Below are 24765 nucleotides of genomic sequence, written 5' to 3'. Positions count from 1 at the left end.
CAATGTAAGCGCAGCCAATATGGTTTTCTTTGGTTCAACTTGTGATTTTATGGGATGGAAATAAAAAAAGTACAAGCTCTTTTGGATGAGCCTGCACCTGTGTCCTATGTAAAACCCTTACGAGGAATGAATGATGTTGCTTTCTTTAGCCTCAATCAACAATTGTTCCAATCTGGTGCTAAGCGATGTAGGATTTTGCAGACCCGATAAAAATAACATAATATCACGTTGGATACTTTTTAATTGGTAATTGGTAAGGCCCAATTCCGTAATTAGCCGAAACGTCGGGACTATTTCCCTGTATAAAAAAAATCTAGACGGTCGATACCCCGACTCCTCTCCTTCCCACTCCATGGCACGTCGGTGAGCGGTAATATTCAACGTTTTGCGACGAAGCAGTAATTGAATCTCGTAGGAGGTCAAAAAGTTGACCAGCAGCTTTGCTGCCTCTTTGTTAGAAGACCGGCTGTTAACAGCTAGTCCATTAATAATGAGCAGCGTACTCGAATCCTGCAAAGCCGGCAAAGGGGAGACCTCAAAGGAAATGTTAGAATTTCGCAGCTGATTTAAGAAAAAATAGGTTGTCATAATAATTGAAACTTTTTCTTCAAGAAAAAGTGCTTCCGCATCGGCGTTGCTTTCCGAAAGAATTCTCGGAAATACATCCGTCATCGCCAACAGATCTCTGCATGCTTCTAAGCTTTCTATGATCTTGCTTCCATGCAATCGGTAGTTTCCGCTATCGTCGGTCTGAAAGGTTGTTCCGCTCTGCAGCATAAAGATCGGCCAGCGGTTACGGGAGGGCAAATAAAAATAAAAGCCAAACCGTTCATTCTTCACAGATAATTGCTGACCATATGTAAAAAGATCACGCCATGCCCAACCGCTATCCGGCAGTGGAACTTGAGACTGTTCGAAATGCTTTTTGTTATAGCACAACACGACAGGCGAATAATTAAACGGCCGAACCAGCGTGTGACCTCCTTGTTGAAACGGTTCCGTCAAAAACGGATATGAATCATCCATTTGTTCAATTGGCTCTAACAAATGCGTACAGTCATTTTCCACGAAATCCTGAAAATTATTATTATTAATCATTACGCAGTCGAGGAGTTCCGCTTCCATGTATTGCTTCAATGACTTGGAATAGCTGCCTGAAGGCAGCTCTATTGGATGGACAATAATATGCGGGTATTGCTTAGCAAACTCAGCCAGCAGCTCTTCCATCTCGACAAGTCCGGCAAATGACTGGACATATCCAAATTTAATAACCGTCTTTTGTTCGGAGGATGGACTTATTACCCTATTCCCTACTCTTGGAATTTTCTCAATAAATCCTTCCTCTACGAGAACTTTCAGACCGTTGCGAACGGATGCATTGCTGAGCTCGAATCGCTTTTCCAGATCACTTTCGGAAGGCAAGTAGCTGCCGATTGCCGCTTTACCAGACAGGATTTCTTGACGAAGCGTAACAATCATATCTTCCAGCCGAACCCGAAAATGTTTGCGGCTTAATCTCTTTTGCATGCAGCAACCTCACTATCTGACTGTCTAACTCTCACTTGTTTAATCATACTTAAATCCTTACGGGTCTACAAGCGATGGACGAATATGCTCCTACCGAGAATCGGCTCCTCTCCAACTATATACCTAATAAAAAGCCGACCTCCGCATATCTGGAGATCGGCTCTATGATTATTTACCCAGCAGCTCTAAATGTCTGCCAATATGATAACGAAGACCTTCAGCAAAGGCATCTTCTTGTTCCGCCAACGTCTGGAAGAATTCGTCCGCAAATTGTTTGCTGCCATCGGCATTCTTCGATTGAAGCAGCAAGCCGTACGTGATGTGCAGCAGTTGGCGAGCATTGTTTTCTTCCATGTAATCCGGCAAATCAGCATCGCTTATTTCCCCTAATGGGACGATAGCGTTAATGTCAGTTGTCACGTGATAGTAAGCTGTAGCCTCACTGAAATGATCAAGCGCATACTGATGCATGCGGCGGTATAAAGAAGGATTTACCTTCGCTACGACACGCACCGCTTCAAGCCAGTTCGTTCCTGCTGTTTTGATATGAAACAAACCGTTCGTGTACTGCCCGATGAGAGGGAATACGCTGAATTTATCGCTGCCGGAATGAATACTAAGCTTGTATTCGAAATGTACAGCTATCGCGGCATGACTAGCTAATTCACGTTCAAACTGAGCGATATCGCCGATATAGTCAATTCCCTTCTGGAATTCCCCACAGAAGCGCGGCGCCATGCTGAAGATCGTAACTCCACGGTCGCGAAGCTCGTTAGCTACCAAATAGTGCGCTTCAGGAGATGTCGGCGTAGCCGTTTCATCGATAGAGATTTCAAAATCAACTGCGCGATCAAGCGTCGCGATATACTTACGGAAGATAGCTTCCATGAAATTAATTGCTGCGTCGTAAATCAGCACATCTTTCTGTAAAGCTTGACGTGTATAGTTAAGTGTTGCTCCAGGAACATTAGCTGCTGTCTCAAGGTAACGCTTTTCATAATGATTACGCAAACTAGCTGGCAGCTGTTCATATTTTGCAGCAATTTCTGCTTCAGACATGGATTCAATGGTATTGTCGATATTTTCCGAGCAATCAAGTGTCAACATCGTAAAACCAAGACGCAGCGCGTACTCGATGTCTTCTTCCTTTTTCAAATGGTCGCCGTCTGCACCATACCCATCTTTATAGCCCTCTTGAAAAACAGCATAAGCAGCCGCATCCAAAACATCCTCATAGGTTCGGCCTGTTAGCGCAAGCTCACGAATACTTTGCTGTGCAAGTACAGGGCGAATGTCTTTGCCGCGAATTGTTTGAATATGTCCAGGGCTTGCAATCCCAAGTCGATCCCCTAAACCCATTGTAGCTACTTGTGTACCAAATGCCTGTGGAGCCGTGTATGGAAGGAATCGGTTAAGCGTCAGACGATTTTCGTGAGATAATGAAGCCACTTTGCCGCCGTCCATGTTTTCCCCAATGAGTTGGTCGTATAGTTCTCCCTCGCCTGCAGCGATAAGCTTCTTGTCTGCACCTGTTCGCACCATTAGAAGGGAAGTATTACCTACTTGTGTAAAAGATGGTGCATACACTTTCACATCCGGTGAAGAAAATGTCGTTATATTACCTGATTTAATAGCTTCGATAAGCTGTTTCATTGTGTAAATCCTCCCTTGTTATGCAAGCGTTTACTCATTTCTCATAGCTCAATCATATCGCAAGGTACGAAAATTTTCTCATCATCTCTTCTTATTTTCGGTTAAAACTATTCATATTTTTCACAAAAATCATGCTATACTACAAATAATCATAAAGAACCAAAGGAGTCGTACCTATGTCACAAACTGTCACCTTCGGCAATGAAGATGAAGGCCCATTTTATATCCAACATATACATCGTTCTGGTTCCTTCGAGAGGACTCAACACATGCATGACATGTACGAGCTTTACTATTTGTACGAAGGTGAGCGTATGTACTTCATTCGTGATCGCTCGTATCTCATTCTTCCTGGGGACCTCGTGCTTATAAATCGGCGTGAGCTTCATGCGACATCAGACTCGGACAACTTAGGACATGCGCGTGTAGTGATTAATTTCGATGATAGCTTTTTAGCGAATGCCAAAGAGGATGCTCCATTTCTTCTCGATGCTTTCATACATGCTACTCCCGTTCTGCGATTAGATCTGCCTACTCGGCGTTTAGTCGAAGACATTCTGGGTAAATTGATTCATGAAGCGAAGGAGCCTCAGCTTGGGCAAACTTTCGCCTTGCGTCAATATTTGACTGAGCTTCTGCTGTTCACAGCACGCTTCGTCCTTATGCATCCGTCTACATCTCCCGAACACGTTTCACCACTGCATCGAAAAATTTCCACCATCGTGAGATTTATCAATATTCATTATCCTGAACCTATCCGTCTAGAAGAGCTAGCTGAACAATTCGAAATCAGCCCCGCTTATTTAAGCCGAATGTTCAAGGAAATTACCGGATTTTCGCTTATTGAATATGTGAATCTCGTTCGTGTGCAAGAAGCGCAGCGACTGCTGACAACTACGAAACTTAAAGTAATTTTGATCGCTGAGCAGGCAGGCTTCGGGTCACTTGTACAGTTCGGACGCGTCTTCCGTCAAATGACCAAAACGACACCTCTTCGCTATCGGCAATCGGCGGTTACTTAAGTTAAAGTAACTAAGTGAACAAATAGTGCGTCATTGTCAAGTTATCCTCTCCACTCTTATAATGACTTCAAAGCAGCATAATGAGAGGATGGTAAACATTCATGAAGTATAGAAACGTGGGTCGAAGCGGATTAAAAGTGAGTGAAATTAGCTTGGGAAGCTGGCTTACCTACGGAACAGCCGCCGAACAAAAGGCAGCAGATGCTTGTATCGCGAAAGCTTTTGAAAGTGGCATTAATTTCTTCGATACAGCTAATGCTTACAATCGCGGTGAGGGCGAAAAAGCGATGGGGGCGGCGTTGAAGCCCTATGAGAGGTCAAGCTATGTGCTCTCGTCGAAGGTCTACTTCCCGATGGGTGATGGTCCGAATGATCGAGGTTTATCCCGTAAGCACATCTTCGAGCAGTGTGATGCGAGCTTAAAGAGATTAGGTGTCGACTACATTGATTTGTACTTCTGCCATCGCTATGACATCCACACACCGCTGGAAGAGACGCTTCGCGCATTGGACGACTTAGCTGCTCAAGGCAAAATTATGTACGCTGCGGTCAGTGAGTGGAGCGGTGCCCAAATTACCGAGGCAGCCGGTATTGCCGAACGTTTGCGCCTAAGACCACTGATCTCTAATCAGCCGATTTATAATCTGTTTGAGCGCTATATCGAGCGAGAAGTATTGCCTGTGTCAGCGCAAAAAGGATTGGGTCAAGTAGTGTTCTCGCCGCTTGCTCAAGGTATTTTAACCGGTAAATACAAGCTGGGACAGCCGATTCCGACTGAGAGTCGTGCCGCTAACGACTCCGTAAATGGTGTCATTAACAGCTATTTGAATGACCAAGTGCTTCAGGTTGTTCATGAGCTGGAGCAGGTTGCTCAGCAGCTCCATATCTCTCTCGCTCAGCTCGCTCTAGCATGGGTACTCCGTCAACCAGGAGTAAGCTCTGCGCTCATCGGTGCGACTCGACCTGAACAGATCGAGGAGAATGTGAAAGCCGTTGATGTTGAGCTTGGACCCGAGACATTGGAGCAAATCGAAGTCATCCTTAAACAAGTAGCTAATTTCTCACCTGCACGTTAAAAAAAAGGGACAGGGCCATTGATAGCCCTGTCCCTTGCTTATGAATTTAGCCAATTAATCTCATCAAACCTTTGAATTCCAATTCCTCAAACTTGCTAATAACCTTCTCCCGCTCCATCGACCATCCGCATTCCTCAAGCGCACAAGCGACAGGCGCATCCAAACGAATCGTAGCCAAATCGCGTGATAAATGCAGCATATCGATCTCCGCCTCAATTTTGGCGCGAACACCTTTCGGCAGAGCCGCTAGATTTTCCAATATCCCGGCGATATCCTGATACTCCATGAGCAGTTTGGTCGCTGTTTTCTCGCCAATTCCTTTTACCCCTGGATAGTTATCCGCCGTATCTCCTGTTAAACCCTTCAAATCGATAATTTGAGCAGGTGTAAGACTTTTCTCTTCCATCAAGGTCTCCAGCGTATACACCATATAGTTGGATTGACCTTTTTTCATAATAATAACTTCCGTATTCTCATTTACAAGCTGAAGCATATCGTGATCACCTGTGAGAATCTGCACCTTCGTAGATGGACTATATGTACTTGCCAATGTGCCTATGCAATCATCCGCTTCGTATCCGATAACACCCACGTTTGGAATGTTGAAGCTGGCCGTTACTTCCTTCACTAAATCAAACTGCGGGATCAGCTCCTCAGGCGCAGGTCCGCGATTCGCTTTGTAATTATCAAACTTCTCCGTACGAAACGTCTTACTTCCCATATCCCAGCAGCAAACAACATGTGTAGGCTTAAACGTCTGAATCGCATCTAGCAAATATTTAAGAAAACCATAAACCCCGTTAACCGGCGTGCCGGCACTTGTTCTCATAATGTAACCACTGGAAGAAGTGGCGTAATAACCACGAAATAATAAAGCCATGCCATCGACAAGCAGCACAGATTCAGATGATGTTTCGGACAAAATAATCGCTCCTATTCTATAAATCATAACGTATAAGTTCTACGACTAGTATAGCATGGGAAGGGTTGGTCCGAACACAAAAAACCGCTACTAGCAAAAGGTACCAGCAGCGGTTTTCGATGATTTATTTGTTTTTTAACGGCTCGTATGCCATTTAATTTCTTGAATAAATTCAGTCACGGATTCTTGAAGTCGATCTGCAATTTCATCGTCTAATATGGCTTGTCCTTGATCACCCCACGTCACTTGTTTATCGAGCACGTAAACCCCTTGCAGAATGTTCTGAGCACCTAATGCAGACAGCACCGGTTTTAAAGCGTAATCGATAGCGAGCAAGTGAGATATCGTCCCTCCAACGGCTAGCGGAAGCACGACTTTGCGCTCGAGGCCTTTTTGCGGGAGAAGGTCGAGGAAAGCTTTTAGCACACCTGTGTAAGAGGCTTTATATACCGGCGTAGCGACGAATACGGCATCTGCCTCGGCAACATGCGCGTTCGCTTTCACAATGGCTTCGCTGTCAAATTTGGCGTATAACAAATCCTCTGCCGGGATGTCGCGTACTTTAATCCATTCCACTTCCAAGCCCGCTTTCAAAAGTTCACTTTTGGCCACTTCGATAACGCCATGCAAACGGGATGTAGGTGTTGGACTCCCTGAAATAATAACAACTTTAGCCATGTGATTCACTCTCCATTAGGATTTGGATGAAAAAAAGACTCCGCTGCCTTTGGTCTGTACAAAGTGGGAGTCTCCTGTTGTTGGGTCGACTTTTTAATTCATAGTAATTTACTTGGGTTTATATTACCATTGCCTTTTAGGAACGTCAATACTTTTTGTCTAAAAGAAATTCCAACCCGGCAGCCACCGGAGGAAGAAGGAATATTTGGATGGAATGATCATCCCCGAAAGAATCGGATAGAAGAGAACAAACAGAACGAATACGGCAATTAAATATCCGTAAACCCATCTTCTTTTATGAAGCGGTCCTTCCTCTAAATACTGTTTGATGTAATAGGTTAAGATCAGTACAAGGAACGGCACCATCGCGAAATAGTGATAAATAAATGTGAGCCTTGGTACTAAAATCCACGGTAAATACTGCGAGCAGTATGCGATTAGCAGCATCCGCAGCAGTTTATCTTTACGTGTAACTGCTACATAAAACGAAAGGATAACAGCAATGAAGCCCGGCCACCATACTAGCGGATTCCCGAACGAGACGATGCTCGAAAGCATGCCTTGCGGCATGAGCTTAGCTTGGTAATACCATATCGGACGGAGCATCATCGGCCACTCCCACCAAGGGGAAGAGAAAGGATGCGTCGCGACCAAATCTTTATGATATTTGTACATATGCACCTGGTAGGTGACCACATCCTTCAGATTGTGCCCCGGTCCGGGAACCATCATGAACGGAATATAGGATAACGTATAAACACCTAGAGGTATGATGACAAATGTGAGTACGCACCAGAGTAAAGTAAACAGCGTGTTTCGTATGAAAAGCTTCTGCACAAGCTGCAGCCGGCTGCGCTCCGGTTCTGTAAGCGGAGATTCATTCTCCGCCTCGCGCAGCAAACTTCGTGCGAATCGATATTCGCCGAACCGCTCTAATAAAGACAAAAGCAGCAGCACGGCAAGACCTGCACCGCCATAGATAACGATCCACTTGGATGCAGCTCCAATTCCGAAGAAAAGACCTGATAGTCCTAAGGGAATCAACGTGGTCCAAAGCTTTTCTCTGTAAAAGCTAAGCGTTGTGTAACGATACATGAAATAGAACATCAGCATGATGAAGAATACGCCATAAACATCTATCGTCGCGATTCGCGTCTGCGCAAAGTGCATGAAATCAAAGGTAAGCAGGAAAGCAGCGATAAAGGCATATTCCGAACGGCCGAACATTCGCTTAGCGAACACGTACATAATAGGAATCATGCCGACGCCGAACAGCGTTCCGATGATTCTCCAGCCAAACGGATTCAATCCAAACACATAAATGCCAATAGACATTAGTACTTTACCAAGCGGTGGATGCGTGCTTTCATACGGCTCTATTTGATGAAGATGCTCATAAGCGGTTCTTGCATGATAGATCTCATCAAAGTACGACCCATTCATATATGTAGGCGTGTAAGGTACTGTGGCAGGTTCATCGAACAAATTAGCTGTCTTACCTTCATCTGCCGCGTTGACATCTTGTTCCGAAACCTTAGCAATCGGCAAGATAACCGTGTTGCCATCTCCGAAAATACCAATTTCATGAAGATGCAGCGCCGCTCCTTCCTGCGCATCCATGACCATTTTAACGTAACGCGCATCTTTCTTAGGCTCAACTGTGTTCCAAGTGAATACCTTGGTGTGGTCGGATTTCACCGATATTTGATCCTGCCACTGCGTACCGTCCTGTGAAAACCAGAACGAATAAGCCCCTTCACCAACACCTGCAAAAGTGTTAATTCTCGTAATGTTATGCGAGCTTCCGAGGTCAGCAATGACCGTTTCTCCTGCGATTGTTGGCTTCCAGAATGTTGTAGGAGCCTTATGCCCACCTAGATGGAACAAAGCAATTATCGTATAGACCAACACTAAAGCGCCAAGATAAAGCGCATCCTTTTTTGTGAAAAAACGTCCCCTTGTGCTTCTTTCGACCTCATCCCTACTTGGTTTGAAAATCGCATTCCACCGTTCGGATTCTGTGTGAATTTCTTGCTTTGTTGGCAGCGGAGCTGGCTCCTCCACCTTCTGTTCTTGTTGTGATTCCACGAAAAGCCTCCATCCCAATAAACAAGCATAGGCAAACATCATAACATTGATGGCCGAAACGACCAACATCAAAGGATCATATCTCGGAATGTGATAATCCTGATGAAAACTGCGTAAAAGTACATCGGCTATATTTATAAAATGAGTGATGCTAAAACCGATAAAGAGCCCCAGAATCCGGCGATCCTTTATGTAAATAAAGCTGGTCAGCGCGAGCAATAGCCCATAGTGCAAATAGCGCTCGTGCATTTTGGTCATACATATGAAAACCGCCGTGATAAATAAGAAAGCCACATACAGTAAGGCGCCACGCCGTCCTTTGCTGCGAATATATAGAAAGCAAACATAGACGATGGATAGCGCCATAAGCACCCACCCAATCAATTGGTAAGAGACGTGCAGGATACTGCTATTCAAATCGATAAAATTGCCGCCTAAGAGTGCCATAAGATTGAAGGCGTTCAAAGAGGCGTATGGATAAGAAGATAAAGTGCCTGAGTATAATGCGATCAACCAGCCATACCCTCTGCCAACGGCAAAAGGGAGTGAAATCACGGCCATCGTTGCAGATCCGCTTAGAACACTCAACAACAAAACCATCATGCTGCGCTTTCGTAAAACATCGATAAGTAGAAAAATACCGAAAAGAAGTGCCTGTGGCTTAAGAAGAAGAGCTAATGCTATAAAAACCGCGGCTTGTGGGAGCTTCCCCCGCTGTTGAAGTAACAAAGTTGCAAGAATAAATAACATAAAAAAGGAGTCAACCTGCCCCCATATCGCGGAGTTCGACCAAATCGCTGGATTGAAGGCAAACAAAGCAGCAATTAAAATGGCTTGTACCCATGTCCGTGCCCCGCCTCGTCGGCTAACCGCTAGCTGGTACAAGAGGTAAGCTGTGACTATGTCAGCCAGAATGGCGGGAAGCTTCAGAATGACCAGTGACCCTGCACTCTCCCAGGGAATCGACAGCTTGTGGTGCAGTAAGCCAATGAGATATAGGACATACATATACCCAGGAGGATAATCAAGAAAGTAATCTTTGGCGTTCGTGTACAATCCGGATAAACCTACTGAATACGCGCGATCCGCCCACGCTAGGAACGTTCGTACGTCAGTATCATAGCCCACCCAGAGGGGAGCTAGATATAATCTTAATAATAACGCGGTTAATAGCAGTAAACCCAGAAGAAAGAATTTATGGGGAGCCCCCCACAATTGCTTGAACCAGCTTACCATGTCACATCTCCTTAGATTTAGACTACTACCATTATACCTGTCCACTCTCTTGCAGAAAAGGAAAAAAGCACCGACTCGTTAGGTCAGTGCTTGGGTTCAAGCTTTTCGATGCGCTCGCAAATTTCATGCAGCCAATCATAGTCTCCGGTGAGCGAAGCACAGAGCGATAAATTTTCCAATTTCAAACGGTTCCATACATATGTCGCGTTAGCTTCCATACACAGCAGTAATTCATCTTGTTCTGCTCGTGTTAACTCGCGCGCTCTGCGTAATGTCCATAACTCCGCCATACGTTGATGAACGGCCAACATGGTCTTGGATACCCTCCTGCTAGTTAAGTAGCTACATTAAGCAGTATGGTCAAAAATGGGAAGACTGAAACAATATGTGCAGCATCTTGATCATGTGGTCCAGCTTGGCATTACGGCATGCCGTGTTCAATCATTGCAGGAAAAACTTTCCTCCTTTCGTCGATGCCTTGGAAATGGGAGCCAGCTTCCCCTTATGCAGATTGGTTCCATGTCAGGGAATGGCTGCTCCGTGTCGAGGATGGCATTCCGACTTATGAGACCTTTTCTTTTGAACCTATCATGCCGAAGCTAAACACAGAGAACGCCGAGGTCAAGGCCTACTTGCTCGAGGTCGCTGATGAGTAGTACAGTTCCAATGAACAACAAAAAAGCACCTAAAATGGCGTCTTTTTGTTGTTCACGCTGAGAGCTTTTATTCATGCCGCAAGCAGCCTCTACTGAATGGTTGTGCCTTGATATGGGAATTGCGTTGAATAATTAGAAAACTGTTGAAAGGCTTGATCTAGTTTTGTTTGTTCTTCGGCCTCTAATTTGTAGTGCCCTTTTCTGAACATCATTTCAAATAGTTCATATTGACATTGATGTGTCTCGTTCAAAATCGTCATAATATCCTGGTGTAGGGAAGTGTGACTTGCTTCTCTGGCAGATACGTTAAAGCTATCCGTTAAGTATTTTTCCGTCGCCAAAATATCGTTTACCCGGTCACGGTCATTCAATTCGGAACCTTTGACTTGCGGCTCATTGGCAGGTTTAGGATTTTTGATGACTTGTGGATTCTGATTCATATACGATCCTCCTTCATTGTTGTGTTTGAGGAACTTTTTTCATTTCCTCTGTATTATTGTTTTGCAGGTGTTTTAATAAGAGCATGTAATGTTTTTGATGCATTTGACCGGCCTTATCAATCAATTGTCTAATTTCTGAATCCGAGCATTCCTGTGCAAAATGGCGGCATTTTTTCATGGCTAAGAGCTCCCACGATAATTGGTCCTTTAAATACTGAGAGTCCTTGGTTGTAATTACCTGAGGTGGTACCTGCATAATGGCGTTTTGTTGTTGTTCTTGTTGGGTTTGCATGTTGTCTCCTTTATTTTTTCGAGAATACGTATAGCATGCGCATATTAATAAATTCTTATGACAAAGTTTGGATAATCAGGAACAGCCTTCTTCCAGTTCAATGTTGTATTATCTACAACAATTCACACGCCTAAAGGCTATTTCACAACTTGAAGTTGCATTTTGTACAACATTTTGAACCCATTTGTTGAGAAATGGCATGTATAGGACCAAATTGTTGTACATTATGCAACAACGAAGGGAATAAGGCGGGATTTAGGCTGCAATTGTTGTACTTTATACAACATCATTCAACCGCGAATAGGATTTCATTCAATCGCTTATATATGACGATTGATGCCGATTTAAGACACCTCCCTGTACTGCAAGATTGGATGAATGAATCGACGGTTTCTTTAGTACAACATTATTCAAGTTATTCAGCTCTATAAAAATACAATATCTTCGATTTTCCGGGAAAATATCAAGGAAATTGTTGTACGCCGTACAACTCCCAGGCAAACAAGCAGGGAATAAGTCTCCCCCGCGCCCCTTAAACAAAAAACAGACAAATGAGGTCAATCCCTCATTTGTCTGTTTACCTTTGTTTTTATGATGCAGACGAAGCCACATCATCCTCATCCGTATTTCCGCTATCCGTGCCTTCAAGGAAGAATTGAACAAGCTTCACATGCTTTTTCAGCGATTTCTCATGGATAAGATTGATCTTACCGTTATCCAACGCGCCAAATACGTAGATCAATTCCTCATTGTCATGTGACCAATCGAAGCCTTCCAGAATCTGCAAAGAATTCGTCCATTCCTCGTTATACTCTCCGTTCGGGAATAAGAAGCGATTGGCATACAGCGCAATACTTTCTTGAATCACACGGTTTGCAGATGTATACTGCGCCAAGCCTGGTTGCTCTGGCATCATCGGCAGGAGCGTATTAAAAAATTGGTGCAATATTTCAACATACGTCGATGGATCGTGGCGAATTTTACGTTGAAGCTCATAGGATGGCTGCATTCTGCCTGAAAATAGCATTGTCGCCGTCGCATATAACCAGCTGAAACACGTAAAGTTACGATTGAACGAAGTCAAATTGTTGCGACGCTCAACACCGGCTGCTTTGAGATACACATTATGATCGACAACCTGTTGAATAACCAGATTTAACGGGTCAATGGAGTCGAAGGAATGACCAAGCTCTTTACTCACCAGTTGGACTTTGGAGTTAATGTCGCCGAACAACTGCTGCTCTTCTTCCTCAGTTAAGCCAATATAGATTTGCACGGCAAGCTGTGTTTCCATCAAATCTAGACGTCTTCCTTCAAGCTGATTTATTGTACCTTCTGTTTCCTCAACCTCTTGCCTAATTTCAGCATCCTCTGGAAACTTCCGTTGTTTGATCTTTAGCACAACTAATTTTTTCTCATACCGTCTAACTTCCTTTTGCATCTGATCATTCACGTAGCCTAGCGCTAGAATACGATGTTGACCGTCCAAAATAGACAGCTTGGAGCCATGCTTCAGAAGGAATTCCTTCTCGCCCTTGGACAGTTGATTCACTTCACGCAATGACAGGGTAACAGGTCCGAAGAACACATGATCGAGCTCCCGCTCCTGCAAATAGGTGGAGATTTTGCGTCTTTGCATGTTGCTCAACTTACGCTGCACCATAGGGTCAATCATCGTATAATTCAGCAGATCCTGAACGCGTAAAGCTACAGTTGAAAGTCCGAACTTATCGCAAAAAGGATGAATGGTCATCTTAAGGCGTAATCCTTCCATTAGCTCACGTCCTCCTTGGAATTGTAAGAATCGGCATCGCTGATAAGAAATGCATTCTGATCTTGATAAAAGTTTTTGATGTAGTTGTAGGCTTTCATAATGCGAGTCCGTCTCGGTAACCGATCCTTCTCTTCTCCCGCATAAATGTTGTTCCAATTCACATGAGGAAGTATTTTCAATACATGCTCAAGTGCATAGCGATTAAATTTACCTGGTTTGGTAGCTTCTTCATGCATAAACATGGCTAGTGCAATTTGGATATTCTCTGACCATACGATTTCACCCTTCGCTGGTTCGGGCAAGTAATTCAGTAGGCCATTGAAATAGGTTCCCGCCAAGGATACAAGATCCTGCAGCTCTTTATCCTCATATTGATAGCCATTATTGCGCGCTGCTGATTTCATTCTGCCTTCAAACAAAGCAATCAATATTTCGATCAACAAGTGATAGGAGAACAAATACTCAGGTGACTTCCCGCGTTCAGAGAACATATCTACAGTCAGCTTCTGCATAGCTGGCGCTTTGGCTGCAAGCTCCGACGCAGCAACGTGATAGAATCTGCGCTGATCGCGAAGTACCGCCAGGTTGCCGCCAAGCTTCCGCGGAAGCTTATTAATGTCAGAGAACAACTGGCGCTCTTGACGAGCATTAATGTCCAAATAGGTCATAGTTGAGATAGGGAAAGCGTACAAACGGCGCAGCTTCTCCGTGATCTCTTCCATCTTGTCGTACTCACGACGATCCTTGGCACGAGCCATTTGACTTTGTAACGTCTCCATAATGCGTTGGAAAGCGGCCAAACGATGCTGACCATCTACGACATACAATTTCTCAATAGGCTGCAAACGAAGCGCTTGTTGATCTTCGTCATAATGACCTGCACCTCTTGCCGAGAATATGATTCCCGGGAAATAAATAGGTTGGCGATCTTCTAAATACAAATTAACGTAATCAATTAGTTTAGAAAGATTACGCGGAATAATCGCACGTTGAACTTCTAAATCAACTTCATAGATTGAAAATAGTTTGCTCATAGGCAGTGTAGCTGCAATTGTTGCTTGCCCAAATGTTTGCCCCAAAATTCCGGGAATTTCTACGAACGATGAAGGCTTCTGCTCTGCTAAAAGCTCCGATAATGAGGAAATGGCATCCATATGCTTACCCCTTTCAACAAATAAGTTTTATTTCATTACGTAAACATCTATATGTCTCTCATTCTCCTATTTTTACCAATATCTCTAATTTTCATTCTAATGTACGAAGCCAATCTCCTATTCGCTTTGCCGCCTCAAGTAATCGACCCTCTTCTTGTACCAATGCGATTCGTACAAAGCCCTCTCCCTCGGCCCCGAAAGCGTCTCCAGGAATAACGACAACACCAGCATGATATAACATTTCCCGGGAAATTTGTCGAGATGTCCATCCTTTTGGAATTGGAGCCCAGATAAACATAGTTGCCTTGGGTGGCGGTATGATCCAACCCGCTTCCGCTAGTGCCGAGATCAGCACATTTCGTCTTCTTTCATACACATGGGCAACGGAGTGATTATGCTCCATGTCTTCCTCTAATGCTGCAATTCCAGCAGCTTGAATGGCACTGAATACACCGTAATCGATATTGGATTTCAGTGTTTTAAGAGCCTTCACTGCACTTGCATTTCCGGTTAAGAAAGCGATTCGGCAACCTGCCATATTAAAACTTTTTGACAGTGAATGAAACTCGACAGCAACCTCCTTAGCGCCTTCAATCTCCAAAATGCTAATCGGCCGGTAGCCGTCAAAAGCCATTTCGGAGTAGGCAAGATCGTGTACGACAAGCAAGTCATGCTTCTTGGCATAAGTAATCAAATGCTCAAAGAAAGCGCGATCTGCAACAGCAGACAATGGGTTGCTTGGATAGTTAAGCAGGATGAATTTAGCCTTAGCAGCCACGTCTACTGGAATGTCTTCTAATTGGGGTAAAAAGTTGTGTTCTGCGCGCAGCGGCAGCAAGTAAGGTTCGACTCCCGCCAGCACGAGACTTGCCGAATATATGGGGTAACCTGGATCAGGGACAATCGCAATGTCCCCAGGATCACAGAGTGAAAGCGCTAAGTGAGCAAGACCATCTTGTGAACCCATCAGAGTCAATATTTCACTTTCCGGACTCAGTTCTACACCGAATCTATAACTGTACCATCTGGCTACCGTTTCGCGAAACACTAAACTTCCTTCAGATGTTGGATACCCGTAATGCGCCGGGTTACGAACGGCTTCTGTAATCGCTTCAATAATTCGATTAGAAGGAGGTAGATCAGGACTTCCTATACCTAAATCTATGACGTCTACCCCTTGGTTCATAACCTCTCTCTTCCAATCTGCTACTTCTGAAAAAATAGCCGATCCTAGCTGACTAAGTCTCTTTGATCCTGTAATTTTCATGGTTATTATCCTCTTTATGATGAATTCACTTCATATCATTAATTAATAGGGCGAGAATAGCAAAGCGTTAGTCGATAATTCCCACTTGATGAACAAGTCTTATCATATAAAGCAAAAACAAAACGAGCGCAAGATAAGCGATTCCGAATTTCCAACGGGTTTTCGCAGGGACTTCATAGTAAAGCTCCTGAATCCCAAGAGGTGAATAATCCACTTTTACTTGTAACCCTAAATAAAACCCATTCTCTTTCTGCATACGTTCCACTTTGATTAACTGAACTCTTTTGATAATAGATTGCTGAGGCAATAAAGCATGCCCCTCGAACCCGATCCCCTGCCAATACAACACAATGGTTTGTCTACCTTCCCCAGGACCCTGCAAATCCGAGTAAGTCGTATATTCTAAATCCCGCGTGTGATTTTCACCCGGAATGATATACCCCTGCTGGAGCAAATGATCAGCCCCAAAATCAAACCGCGTGGAAACCGAAAGAAGCTCTTCTCGATTTCTGTATTTCACGTATTTTTTATACAAATCCCAGGCAAACATGGCCCAAATCACAAAGAAAATAAATTGACTTACACGGCTATTTATATAGAAAATAAATACCAAACCGCCGATTAAACCTAGAATCCATAACCAACGAGTTACTGCTGTAGAAATTCGCCCGCCATCTAAAGGATGAATAGGGAGTAAATTAATTAAATTTAAATAGAATGCGGCATAGGCAACCGAAACAATGACAGGTGAATCCATATATACACCCAAACCAAAAGCGGCAACGCCACCAATGGTCCCAAGAATAGGCCCTCCTATGCCAATAAAAGCTTCTGTTGCTGCATCGGTAGGATTCTTTTTCATTGTAATCAGTGCTCCAAGAAAAGGAATAAATACGGGCGCTGACACGGGAAGCCCCTTTATCTTGGCAGCGAACACATGACCGAGTTCATGTATGAGAATCATCAGAACAATGCCTATTGCAAAGGGCAGCGGAGCGAGATAGGCATAAGCCCAAATAGTAATGAACATCGAGATGATGGCCCCGCCAGCCTTACCAAACTTAAGTAAGCCTAAGAGCAGCTTCCCTTGGGATAATAGAACAGCTATGAAACCGCCAATGGCTAATGGTGACTTTTTACCTGCTGGTTTCTTCTTTTCTTCCAACCTGAGATCACCCCTTCGCCCATACTTCGTCATACTCTGCTTCCTTGAAGCCCACTGTAACTTTATGGCCATCGGTAACGATTGGACGCTTAATCAACCTGCCGTTCGAGGCGAGCAATTCGAGCATTTGCTCTTGCGACATGCTGGGAAGCTTGTCTTTCAGGCTCATCTCTTTATATACTTCTCCGGAAGTATTAAAAAACTTTTTGATGTCTAGACCGCTATCACTAAGCAGCTTAGCCAATTCCTTGGCAGAGGGCGGCGTTTCGAATAAAGGAACACTTTCTGTGATATCTACATGATGCTCTTTCAACCACTTTACAGCACTACGGCATGTCCCGCATTTATCGTAACAAAATATTTTTACTCCCATGATGTTTAAAGCTCCTTTAAGTCTAAGATGAAATGAAACGGACTACTTAAAATTCTGATCGAATTGATAAGGAAAGTCAAGTTATAACAAAGAAAAACCATCCTCAAAAGGGATGGTTTCTGTTTATTTAGTTACTTTCCTTCAGCCATGCTTGCAAAACAGTTAAATCCGCAGGCAGAGGAGCATGAAACTCCGTCCATTCCCTTGTTCCTGGATGCACAAAGCCCAGTTTATAAGCGTGCAGAGCTTGACGACCCAGTCGTTCACTGGCTTCTAATGCTGGTAAACTTTGCTCGAACTCTGGAAGTGTATACATCTTATCTCCAAGCAGCGGATGTCCCAAATGGCGCATATGCACACGTATTTGATGTGTCCGTCCGGTTTCAAGCCATATGCGTACTAAAGCGGCATGCGCGAATTGTTCCACGACCTCATAATGAGTTACTGCCGAATATCCGTCAGCGGTCACGATACGAACATGCGGCTGTTCAGGATCGCGATCAATGGGTTCATTGATCGTTCCGCTTTTCGCTGTGACGACGCCCCACACAAAGGCCAGGTATTCTTTTTTCACCTGATGTTGAATCATCTGCTCTGATATTTGCTGATGCACATAGGGCGTCTTTGCAATCGCCAGTACACCTGACGTTTCTTGATCTAGCCTATGCACGGGGCGGAAACGACACGTAATGCCCGCTTGCTGCCAGTGATACACAACGCCGTTGGCGATTGTGTTCAAATAATGCCCATGCGTCGGATGTACGATGATACCGGCATCCTTGGCTAGTATCAACAGATGCTCATCTTCATGCAGAATGTGCAGAGGAAGATCCTGAGGCAAAATATCCTCAGATTGCTCTTCTTCCATACGAATCTCTACACGATCGCCAGCCTTCACCTTAATGTTGATGTATTGTCTAACCCCATTCACCGTTATGCCCTGCTCGGTTAGTTTAATGCGGGATAGCAATTTGCGGGAGACCATCAATCTTTTTTGCAGCACCGTCTTGAGAATGAAGCCTTCTTCCTCCGGAGGTACGATGTATACTAACGGTTCATAATAACTCATGATTTACGTCTAAACACCTCAGCGCTGCGCACATACTCCACATCGGTAATGCCTTCACGGTGATTCGCAGTGCGGGCAATAGTGAAGAACAAATCGGACAGTCGGTTCAAGTATCTGCGCACTTCTGGATTAATTGCCTGTGTTCGCGCTAGTGTTACCACCCGGCGTTCTGCTCTACGGCATACGGTACGGCAAACATGAAGTGTGGATGAAACGGTACCTCCGCCCGGCAAAATGAATCGTGTAATATCCGGTGTTTCGGCATCGTATTTATCAATCCAAGTCTCAAGCATATCAACCATTTCTGCCGTTACTTTATATGGGCGCAGCTCTTGCTTCAAGAGGGCAAGATCGGAACCGCAATCAAACAATTCATGCTGCACCTGCAGCAAATCCGGGAGTAAATCAGGGTACTTCTCAGGATCCATAAAGCTCATCGCCTGACCTACATAACAATTCAGTTCATCCGTTGTGCCATAAGCCTCAACGCGATCATCGTCTTTATCCACACGACCACCGATTACGCCAGTTTGCCCCGCATCTCCAGTTCGAGTATAAATTTTCATTTTCAAGCATCCTCCCTTTTCCAAGGCTTTGATATATCCATCATCTCATAAACACGGTTCATATCCAAGTGACATCTAACGTGGTCAGCCAATCTATCGAAAGCAGCTTCTCGGCGTTCCTTAAAACGAAGGCCACCCTCGATTAGGGATAATCCTTTATGCTTGCGAATACGATTTAACCAGGCTCTGCGGAAGTCATCATTATGCAAAATCCCATGTAAATACGTCCCCCAAACACGTCCATGATCCGCAGTTGCCCCGTCTCCGTGCAGAACGTTATCAATGCTTTCATCATCGAGGTTGGTAAAAGCCTTAACCTTGAAAGGTGTTACTATTTCTTGCAAATAACGTGTCCGTCCCATGTGGATTTCATAGCCATCAATGAGAATCTCAGAGTTATTTTCAGCAAAAAGTGTGCTGCTTCCCTGAACTTGAACCGTCCGTTTATCGGAAGTAAAGACAGTCTCCGTTGGTAAAAGCCCTAGTCCCTCCAGCTCAGGATGATCTGATTCGTAGCCGTTTGGATCAAGCAGCTTTGCTCCCAACATCTGATAGCCTGCACAAATACCAGCGACCCAACCATTCTCTGATTGCGTGAAAACCTTCACTCGCTCAGCCAGACCAGATTCGTTCAAATACCGTAAATCATCCATGGTATTCTTACTGCCTGGGAGCAAAACGACATCCGGTTCCCCCCACTCGGATAGGTGTGTAATATAGCGGAAATGGACATCTTTCTCCTCTTGCAGAGGATCGAAATCCGTAAAATTAGAGAGACGTGGCAATCGAATGACCGCGATATCCAGCTGATCTGCCAGTTTCCCTTGAGAGCTCTCATTCCGTTTACTCTGCATGCGCTTGGAATCCAGTGAAGCTGAGTCCTCATCCTCAATGCCTAACTGCGGCAGATAAGGAATGACCCCAAGAACTGGTTTTCCCGTCCTCTCTTCTAGCCAATCCAAGCCCGGTTTCAGCAGACTAACATCTCCACGAAACTTATTAATAATAAAGCCTTTAACCCGGTCTCTTTCCTCCGGCGTCAAGATCTCCAAAGTGCCTACGATGGATGCAAATACGCCTCCACGATCAATATCAGCAACGAGAAGAACAGGAGCGTCTGCCCAACCCGCCAAGCGCATATTTACAATATCGCGGTCCTTCAGATTAACCTCAGCTGGACTTCCCGCTCCCTCAAGCACCACTACATCATATTGACTGCGTAGCCGGATTAAAGCTTCCTTCACAATCACTTCAGCCTGCGGCAAATAGGTCTCTCTATACGTCCTAGCATCTAGATCAGAGTATGGCTTCCCGTGAACAACGACCTGAGCTACCATGTCTTGCTTCGGCTTAAGCAGGATCGGATTCATATCGGTTGTAGCTAAAATACGGCAGGCATCCGCCTGTACCCCTTGTGCTCGGCCAATCTCTTTGCCATCAAAAGTAACATAAGAATTAAGGGACATATTTTGCGACTTAAATGGCGCCGTTTGCCAGCCGTCTTGAACGAGAATGCGGCACAGTGCGGCCGTTAAAATGCTTTTACCCACATCGGAAGCTGTGCCTTGGACCATCAGTGTTGCAGCTTGTATAGTCTTATTCATCATCAGCTTGCCCCCGGTTCTGCATGAATTCTGCCATCATGTGACGTAACCCAGCTATTAACCGTTGGTTGTCTTCGCGAAGACGTATCGCTACCCGGCAATAGCGTTTATTGAGACCTTCAAAAAGGGAAGCATCTCGGATCAATATCCCTTGATGCCCCAAATGCTTCTGGGCCATCTTCACATCGATACCCGTCCGCTCAGGAAATGAAAAAAGCAAAAAATTCACATCACTAGGCACAACCTCAAGACCCAATTGCTCGAGCTGCTGGGTGAGCCATGGCTTCTCTTCCTTCAACCACTGCCAGCTGGATTGCTCAAAATCTAAATCATCAAGCACGGCTGTTCCGATGCGCTGAGCTAAATAGTTTACGCTCCACTGCACTTGAAGATGTTGGATTTGCCGAATTATATCGGGGTGAGCCACCATAAAGCCTAAGCGTATACCCGGGATGGAATAAAATTTCGTCATCGAGCGGATGACGACAAGCTGCTGACTTGTGGAAGCGAGCTTGAGTAAAGAATGTTCCTGCTCATTCGGTACAAAATCCATGAATGCCTCATCGAGCACCAACCTTCGATTACTCTGCATAAGCATATCCAACACTTGACGAGGGACTAGCTTCCCTGTTGGATTATTCGGATGCCCTAGAAAGAACAAATCCACAGCTGAATAGGCGGCTTCGATATCTTCCTGCTGCAATTCAAAATTGTGCATTTGCGATAGAGGGATGTTGTAAATACCGCCACCTGATTTATGAACCGCTTCCTCGTATTCACTAAAAGAAGGCCTCGCTAATGCGGTAACAGAGGGCTTTAACACTCGAGCAGTCAGATCGATCAGCTCCGCTGCCCCGTTTCCAACGAGAATGCTTTCCACCTCTATATCATATTTCAACGAAAGCTTATTTCTCAGCTCACGCACGGCGGGGTCGGGATATTTGATCATATCGCGCAACCCGTCTCTAAGAATATGTTTAACAACCGAAGGAGGACCTAACGGATTCATATTCGAGCTGAAATCCAAGAATTGCTCCTTCGGACGGCCAAAGGCTTCTTCTGCCGTCCAGAGGTCGCCTCCATGCCCATAGCGTTCTAGCATGAAATTCACTCCTTCTTTTTGGTATGAGTTATATACTTGAACAGACCGTTATCATGGACATAAATTAATTCCACTGGATAATTCCAGTGAAAGTAGGATGAATCATAGTTTGTATTTTCGTGACCGTCGATTCGTTCATCCAATCTGGTTTCTATGGAGGTGTCTTAATCGGAATCTTTGGTCAAATATGCCCCCCACTTGAGGTTGCCAGATGAATGAATGAATGAATGAATAAGTAATTGAATGAAAAAATGAATCCTATCCTCTGTTGAATGATGTTGTAAAAAGTGCAACAATTGCTGCCTAGATCGCGCCATTTTCCCTTCATTGTTGCATGTTGTACAACAATTTGGCCCTATTCAGACAATTTCGTAATAAATGAGTTCGAAATGTTGTACAAACTGCAACTTCAACATGCAAAATAGCCTTCAGAAGTGTGAATTGTTGTAGAAATTACAACATTGGTAGCTACAATAGCCATCTACCCTCACAAAGCCGCTGATCGAGTCAATAATCGAAATCCGTCACCCTAAAATCTCCATTGGAGATGTTCAGCCTTATTGATTTCATATACACGGGCTCATAGGGACTCAACCTATCGAGCCTATTCTTCAATCCCAATCCCAAAGGCATATCCCTTGTTCGGGATGTTACAAACCTACATGTGGGAGGCTGCGAAAATGGTAATGCCCAACAAAAGTAATGTCTCGAGGAGTTCATTCAAGGCACCATATGTATCTCCGGTTAAACCGCCTAATTTACGGCTTATATACGTGGCCAAAAGATAACCTGTTAAAATTGTGCCTATAGCAAAGCTAAAAATGAGAGTTAAACCATTGACGATGGAAAAAGATATAACGCTATTCTCAGCTAGCCATGTGGAAAATATAGTGACTAAAAGAGTAGTGGCAAAGAGGGCTACTAATCCAGAAAGGGTCACATGCCATTTGGTAACTCCGCGAAAAAAACTCCCTAATCCTGAGTCTCGCCGGGCGTAGGGCCAACCTTGAATTGCTGCAACCATAAACCAACGACTCCAGATAGGAACAATAGCAAGTAAGAAGTACACACCGCCCATTCCACCAGTACCCAGCAAGGTATAAAGAAGCGAAAATTTGAGGAGCAGATGGAGAACACAAACGATAACACCCATGGCGCCTACGCGACTGTCTTTCATGATTTCTAGCATTTGTTCACGGGGTCTGTGACTAAGAATACCATCAGCGGTATCCATTAGCCCGTCTAAGTGCAGGCCCCCTGTTAAAACAACCCAAAACCCCAGCAGCAGAACGGCTGCGGGCATCGCAGGCAGGACGAGGCTTAACCCCTCGCCTGCAAGGAGTAAAAGAAGACCGATGACGAATCCTGCTAGCGGATAGAATATCACGCTTCTTCGGAACACTCGGTCTGTATAGTCAATTTGCACGGGAATCGGCAAACGGGTTAAAAACTGAAAGGCTGCTATGCAAGCACGCAGCCAATCTAGTAAAACAATACGAGTAGTATGCACAGCAATCCTCCCATCACTACAAAGCTGACGCCGTAAAGCATCCTCACGGCGTAGACAATATCCTGCTGCGTCCGCAGACGCAGCGGCCAGCCCAGGCGGGCACGCTCACTCGCAGCGCCGCCGTAGACGTTCAGCCCGCCAAGCTCAATTCCGAGTGCCCCGGCTACCGCCGACTCCGGAATTCCGCTATTCGGGCTGGGGTGCAGGTGCGCGAAGCGGCGAATCGCTGCCGCTGCGCGCTTCGCCGAGAGGCCCGGCTGCAGCAGGGCGACGAGGATTAACAGGAGGCCGGTCAGCCGAGCCGGGATCCAGTTCATAACGTCGTCCCAGCGGGCCGACGCCCAGCCGAAATGACGGTATCTGTCATTTCGGTAGCCGACCATCGAATCCAGTGTATTCGATGCCCGGTACAGCATCGCGAGCGGTGCTCCGCCGATCAGCGCATAGAACAAGGGCGCGATGACCGCGTCCACAATATTCTCCGCCACGGTCTCCACGACCGCGCGCGTCAGTTCTTCCTCGCCGAGCTCATCCGTATCGCGGCCTACGATGTAGCCCGTGTACTTCCGAGCATCTGCGAGATTCCCTGTACGCAGCGGATTGTAAACTAGATAAGCGGCATCCTTTAATCCTTTTATAGCTATCGTTGTGGAAATGAACCACGTAGAGACCAAGTATCCGAGCCACTCATGGATCGAGCGAGCAGCAAGAACGAGCAGCAGCATCACGCTAAAGCTAAGCACTACCGTAGAAACAGTAAGCAGCACACCCTTAGTCCGCAGCCATCCAGACGATGTAACTGACGTCTCGTTTCCTTTGTGTAACTTGCCTTCTACCCAGCGAATGAAGCGTCCTATGAGAATAACCGGGTGTGTCGGCCACTTCGGATCACCAATCAGCCAGTCCAGCGCAATGGCAGCAGCTGTCATACTAACGATTTCCTGCCATGAATATATCCACATATTGATCACCGTTTCATGCCTAAAGACTTATTTATTCCAGTCGATAAGCTCTGCTTTTTAGCTCCATGGGTATGCCGACCGTGACAAGGAATACCTGCTCACATACCTCAGCTAAGCGTTGATTCATCCGTCCTGCCAGGTCTCGAAAACTGCGGCCAAGCGGATATTCCGGCACAATGCCGTCGCCTACTTCATTCGTAACCAAGATGAGGTGTCCACGGTAGGAAGACACTGCTTCTACGAGCTCGTCAATGCGTTTCATAACTCGAACAGAAGCATCTGCTTCTCCCTCATGATGGAGCAACCAGTTGGACAGCCAGAGTGTCAAACAGTCAACCAAGACCACAGCATCCTCCCCGCTCTCCTGCATACGGAGCAGCAGCTCCCGCAGCTGGAAAGGCTCCTCTCGGGTATCCCATGGATACCCCGAGGCAAGCCTCATCTGCTGATGCAGCTCAACCCGCTCCTTCATTTCCTCATCATAGATGTGGGAAGTCGCGATATAAATCCCTCGTTCGCTGCCATGCATGGCGAGCTTCTCCGCGAAAGAACTCTTGCCGCTGCGCGCGCCGCCCGTAACCAAAAGTGCCATGGCGCCTTCGCCTCCTTATCGATGCTTCCTGCGTAAG

The 24765-nt window shown here is 45.3% G+C and carries 22 protein-coding genes and 1 pseudogene; 3 read left to right on the top strand and 20 right to left on the bottom strand.

What is annotated here, in order from left to right:
- Positions 1 to 117 precede the first annotated feature (117 nt).
- A complete protein-coding gene (locus AC58U0_RS20835; protein WP_497380899.1) occupies positions 118 to 1527 on the bottom strand; it encodes an ABC transporter substrate-binding protein in 1410 nt (469 codons plus the stop codon).
- Between the two features lie 168 nt (positions 1528 to 1695).
- Positions 1696 to 3180 carry a tagaturonate epimerase family protein gene (locus AC58U0_RS20830; protein ID WP_497380898.1) on the bottom strand — a complete coding sequence of 495 codons (1485 nt, stop codon included), beginning with the start codon at positions 3178 to 3180 and terminating at the stop codon, positions 1696 to 1698.
- 176 nt (positions 3181 to 3356) lie between these two features.
- Here AC58U0_RS20830 and AC58U0_RS20825 point away from each other — a divergent pair, with 176 nt between their 5' ends.
- Both AC58U0_RS20825 and AC58U0_RS20820 read left to right on the top strand, forming a co-directional pair.
- Entirely contained in the window at positions 3357 to 4202 is an 846-nt protein-coding gene (locus tag AC58U0_RS20825; protein ID WP_497380897.1) for an AraC family transcriptional regulator, read from the top strand.
- 101 nt (positions 4203 to 4303) lie between these two features.
- Complete coding sequence (locus tag AC58U0_RS20820) at positions 4304 to 5278, top strand: aldo/keto reductase family protein (RefSeq protein WP_497380896.1); 975 nt, start codon at positions 4304 to 4306, stop codon at positions 5276 to 5278.
- Positions 5279 to 5324: 46 nt separating this feature from the next.
- On the opposite strand, the gene AC58U0_RS20815 is transcribed toward AC58U0_RS20820, so the two are convergent.
- The 4 genes from AC58U0_RS20815 to AC58U0_RS20800 all read right to left on the bottom strand — a co-directional run bounded on the left by AC58U0_RS20815 (position 5325) and on the right by AC58U0_RS20800 (position 10513).
- Positions 5325 to 6158 carry a 5'-3' exonuclease gene (locus tag AC58U0_RS20815; RefSeq protein ID WP_497381016.1) on the bottom strand — a complete coding sequence of 278 codons (834 nt, stop codon included), beginning with the start codon at positions 6156 to 6158 and terminating at the stop codon, positions 5325 to 5327.
- A 177-nt stretch (positions 6159 to 6335) separates the two neighbouring features.
- Positions 6336 to 6878, bottom strand: a complete 543-nt coding sequence (gene ssuE, locus AC58U0_RS20810; protein WP_057304820.1) for an NADPH-dependent FMN reductase — start codon at positions 6876 to 6878, stop codon at positions 6336 to 6338.
- A 159-nt stretch (positions 6879 to 7037) separates the two neighbouring features.
- Positions 7038 to 10202, bottom strand: a complete 3165-nt coding sequence (locus AC58U0_RS20805; RefSeq protein WP_497380895.1) for a glycosyltransferase family 39 protein — start codon at positions 10200 to 10202, stop codon at positions 7038 to 7040.
- A gap of 83 nt (positions 10203 to 10285) precedes the next feature.
- Positions 10286 to 10513 (bottom strand): DUF7667 family protein, encoded by a 228-nt coding sequence (locus tag AC58U0_RS20800; protein WP_029194101.1) that lies wholly within the window; start codon positions 10511 to 10513, stop codon positions 10286 to 10288.
- A gap of 110 nt (positions 10514 to 10623) precedes the next feature.
- Between AC58U0_RS20800 and AC58U0_RS20795 the strand changes: the two are divergent.
- Positions 10624 to 10849: pseudogene (locus AC58U0_RS20795) on the top strand (alpha-glycosidase); the annotation flags it as partial.
- Between the two features lie 98 nt (positions 10850 to 10947).
- Here AC58U0_RS20795 and AC58U0_RS20790 read toward each other — a convergent pair.
- The 14 genes from AC58U0_RS20790 to cobU all read right to left on the bottom strand — a co-directional run bounded on the left by AC58U0_RS20790 (position 10948) and on the right by cobU (position 24728).
- Positions 10948 to 11298 (bottom strand): spore coat protein, encoded by a 351-nt coding sequence (locus AC58U0_RS20790; protein ID WP_497380894.1) that lies wholly within the window; start codon positions 11296 to 11298, stop codon positions 10948 to 10950.
- A 13-nt stretch (positions 11299 to 11311) separates the two neighbouring features.
- The gene (locus AC58U0_RS20785; RefSeq protein ID WP_029194099.1) at positions 11312 to 11590 is read right to left on the bottom strand and encodes a hypothetical protein; all 279 of its coding nucleotides are present in this window, start codon (positions 11588 to 11590) and stop codon (positions 11312 to 11314) included.
- Positions 11591 to 12179: 589 nt separating this feature from the next.
- Entirely contained in the window at positions 12180 to 13364 is a 1185-nt protein-coding gene (locus tag AC58U0_RS20780) for a DNA sulfur modification protein DndB (RefSeq protein ID WP_497380893.1), read from the bottom strand.
- Positions 13364 to 14518: a DNA sulfur modification protein DndB gene (locus tag AC58U0_RS20775; RefSeq protein ID WP_497380892.1), complete on the bottom strand. Its 1155-nt coding sequence runs from the start codon at positions 14516 to 14518 to the stop codon at positions 13364 to 13366. Before AC58U0_RS20775 ends, AC58U0_RS20780 begins: the two co-directional genes overlap by 1 nt.
- A gap of 91 nt (positions 14519 to 14609) precedes the next feature.
- Complete coding sequence (locus AC58U0_RS20770) at positions 14610 to 15785, bottom strand: aminotransferase class I/II-fold pyridoxal phosphate-dependent enzyme (protein ID WP_497380891.1); 1176 nt, start codon at positions 15783 to 15785, stop codon at positions 14610 to 14612.
- A 67-nt stretch (positions 15786 to 15852) separates the two neighbouring features.
- Positions 15853 to 16950 (bottom strand): site-2 protease family protein, encoded by a 1098-nt coding sequence (locus AC58U0_RS20765; protein ID WP_497380889.1) that lies wholly within the window; start codon positions 16948 to 16950, stop codon positions 15853 to 15855.
- A 7-nt stretch (positions 16951 to 16957) separates the two neighbouring features.
- Positions 16958 to 17323 carry an arsenate reductase family protein gene (locus AC58U0_RS20760; RefSeq protein WP_497380888.1) on the bottom strand — a complete coding sequence of 122 codons (366 nt, stop codon included), beginning with the start codon at positions 17321 to 17323 and terminating at the stop codon, positions 16958 to 16960.
- A 127-nt stretch (positions 17324 to 17450) separates the two neighbouring features.
- Complete coding sequence (locus tag AC58U0_RS20755) at positions 17451 to 18392, bottom strand: RluA family pseudouridine synthase (protein ID WP_497380887.1); 942 nt, start codon at positions 18390 to 18392, stop codon at positions 17451 to 17453.
- The gene (locus tag AC58U0_RS20750) at positions 18389 to 18958 is read right to left on the bottom strand and encodes a cob(I)yrinic acid a,c-diamide adenosyltransferase (RefSeq protein ID WP_057304810.1); all 570 of its coding nucleotides are present in this window, start codon (positions 18956 to 18958) and stop codon (positions 18389 to 18391) included. Before AC58U0_RS20750 ends, AC58U0_RS20755 begins: the two co-directional genes overlap by 4 nt.
- Positions 18959 to 18960: 2 nt before the next feature.
- Positions 18961 to 20565 carry a cobyric acid synthase gene (locus AC58U0_RS20745; protein ID WP_497380886.1) on the bottom strand — a complete coding sequence of 535 codons (1605 nt, stop codon included), beginning with the start codon at positions 20563 to 20565 and terminating at the stop codon, positions 18961 to 18963.
- On the bottom strand, positions 20555 to 21664 hold the full coding sequence (cobD, locus tag AC58U0_RS20740) for a threonine-phosphate decarboxylase CobD (protein ID WP_497380885.1): 1110 nt from the start codon (positions 21662 to 21664) through the stop codon (positions 20555 to 20557). Before cobD ends, AC58U0_RS20745 begins: the two co-directional genes overlap by 11 nt.
- 658 nt (positions 21665 to 22322) lie before the next feature.
- Positions 22323 to 23174 (bottom strand): adenosylcobinamide-GDP ribazoletransferase, encoded by an 852-nt coding sequence (gene cobS / locus AC58U0_RS20735; protein ID WP_497380884.1) that lies wholly within the window; start codon positions 23172 to 23174, stop codon positions 22323 to 22325.
- Positions 23147 to 24136, bottom strand: a complete 990-nt coding sequence (gene cbiB / locus AC58U0_RS20730; protein WP_497380883.1) for an adenosylcobinamide-phosphate synthase CbiB — start codon at positions 24134 to 24136, stop codon at positions 23147 to 23149. The genes cobS and cbiB overlap by 28 nt, the downstream gene beginning before the upstream one ends.
- A gap of 31 nt (positions 24137 to 24167) precedes the next feature.
- A complete protein-coding gene (gene cobU, locus AC58U0_RS20725; protein WP_497380882.1) occupies positions 24168 to 24728 on the bottom strand; it encodes a bifunctional adenosylcobinamide kinase/adenosylcobinamide-phosphate guanylyltransferase in 561 nt (186 codons plus the stop codon).
- Between the last annotated feature and the right edge of the window lie 37 nt (positions 24729 to 24765).

This window comes from Paenibacillus sp. J31P190 (assembly GCF_059692075.1).
The sequence above is the reverse complement of the archived record's forward strand: the minus strand, read 5'-3'. Positions and strand labels throughout refer to the sequence as shown.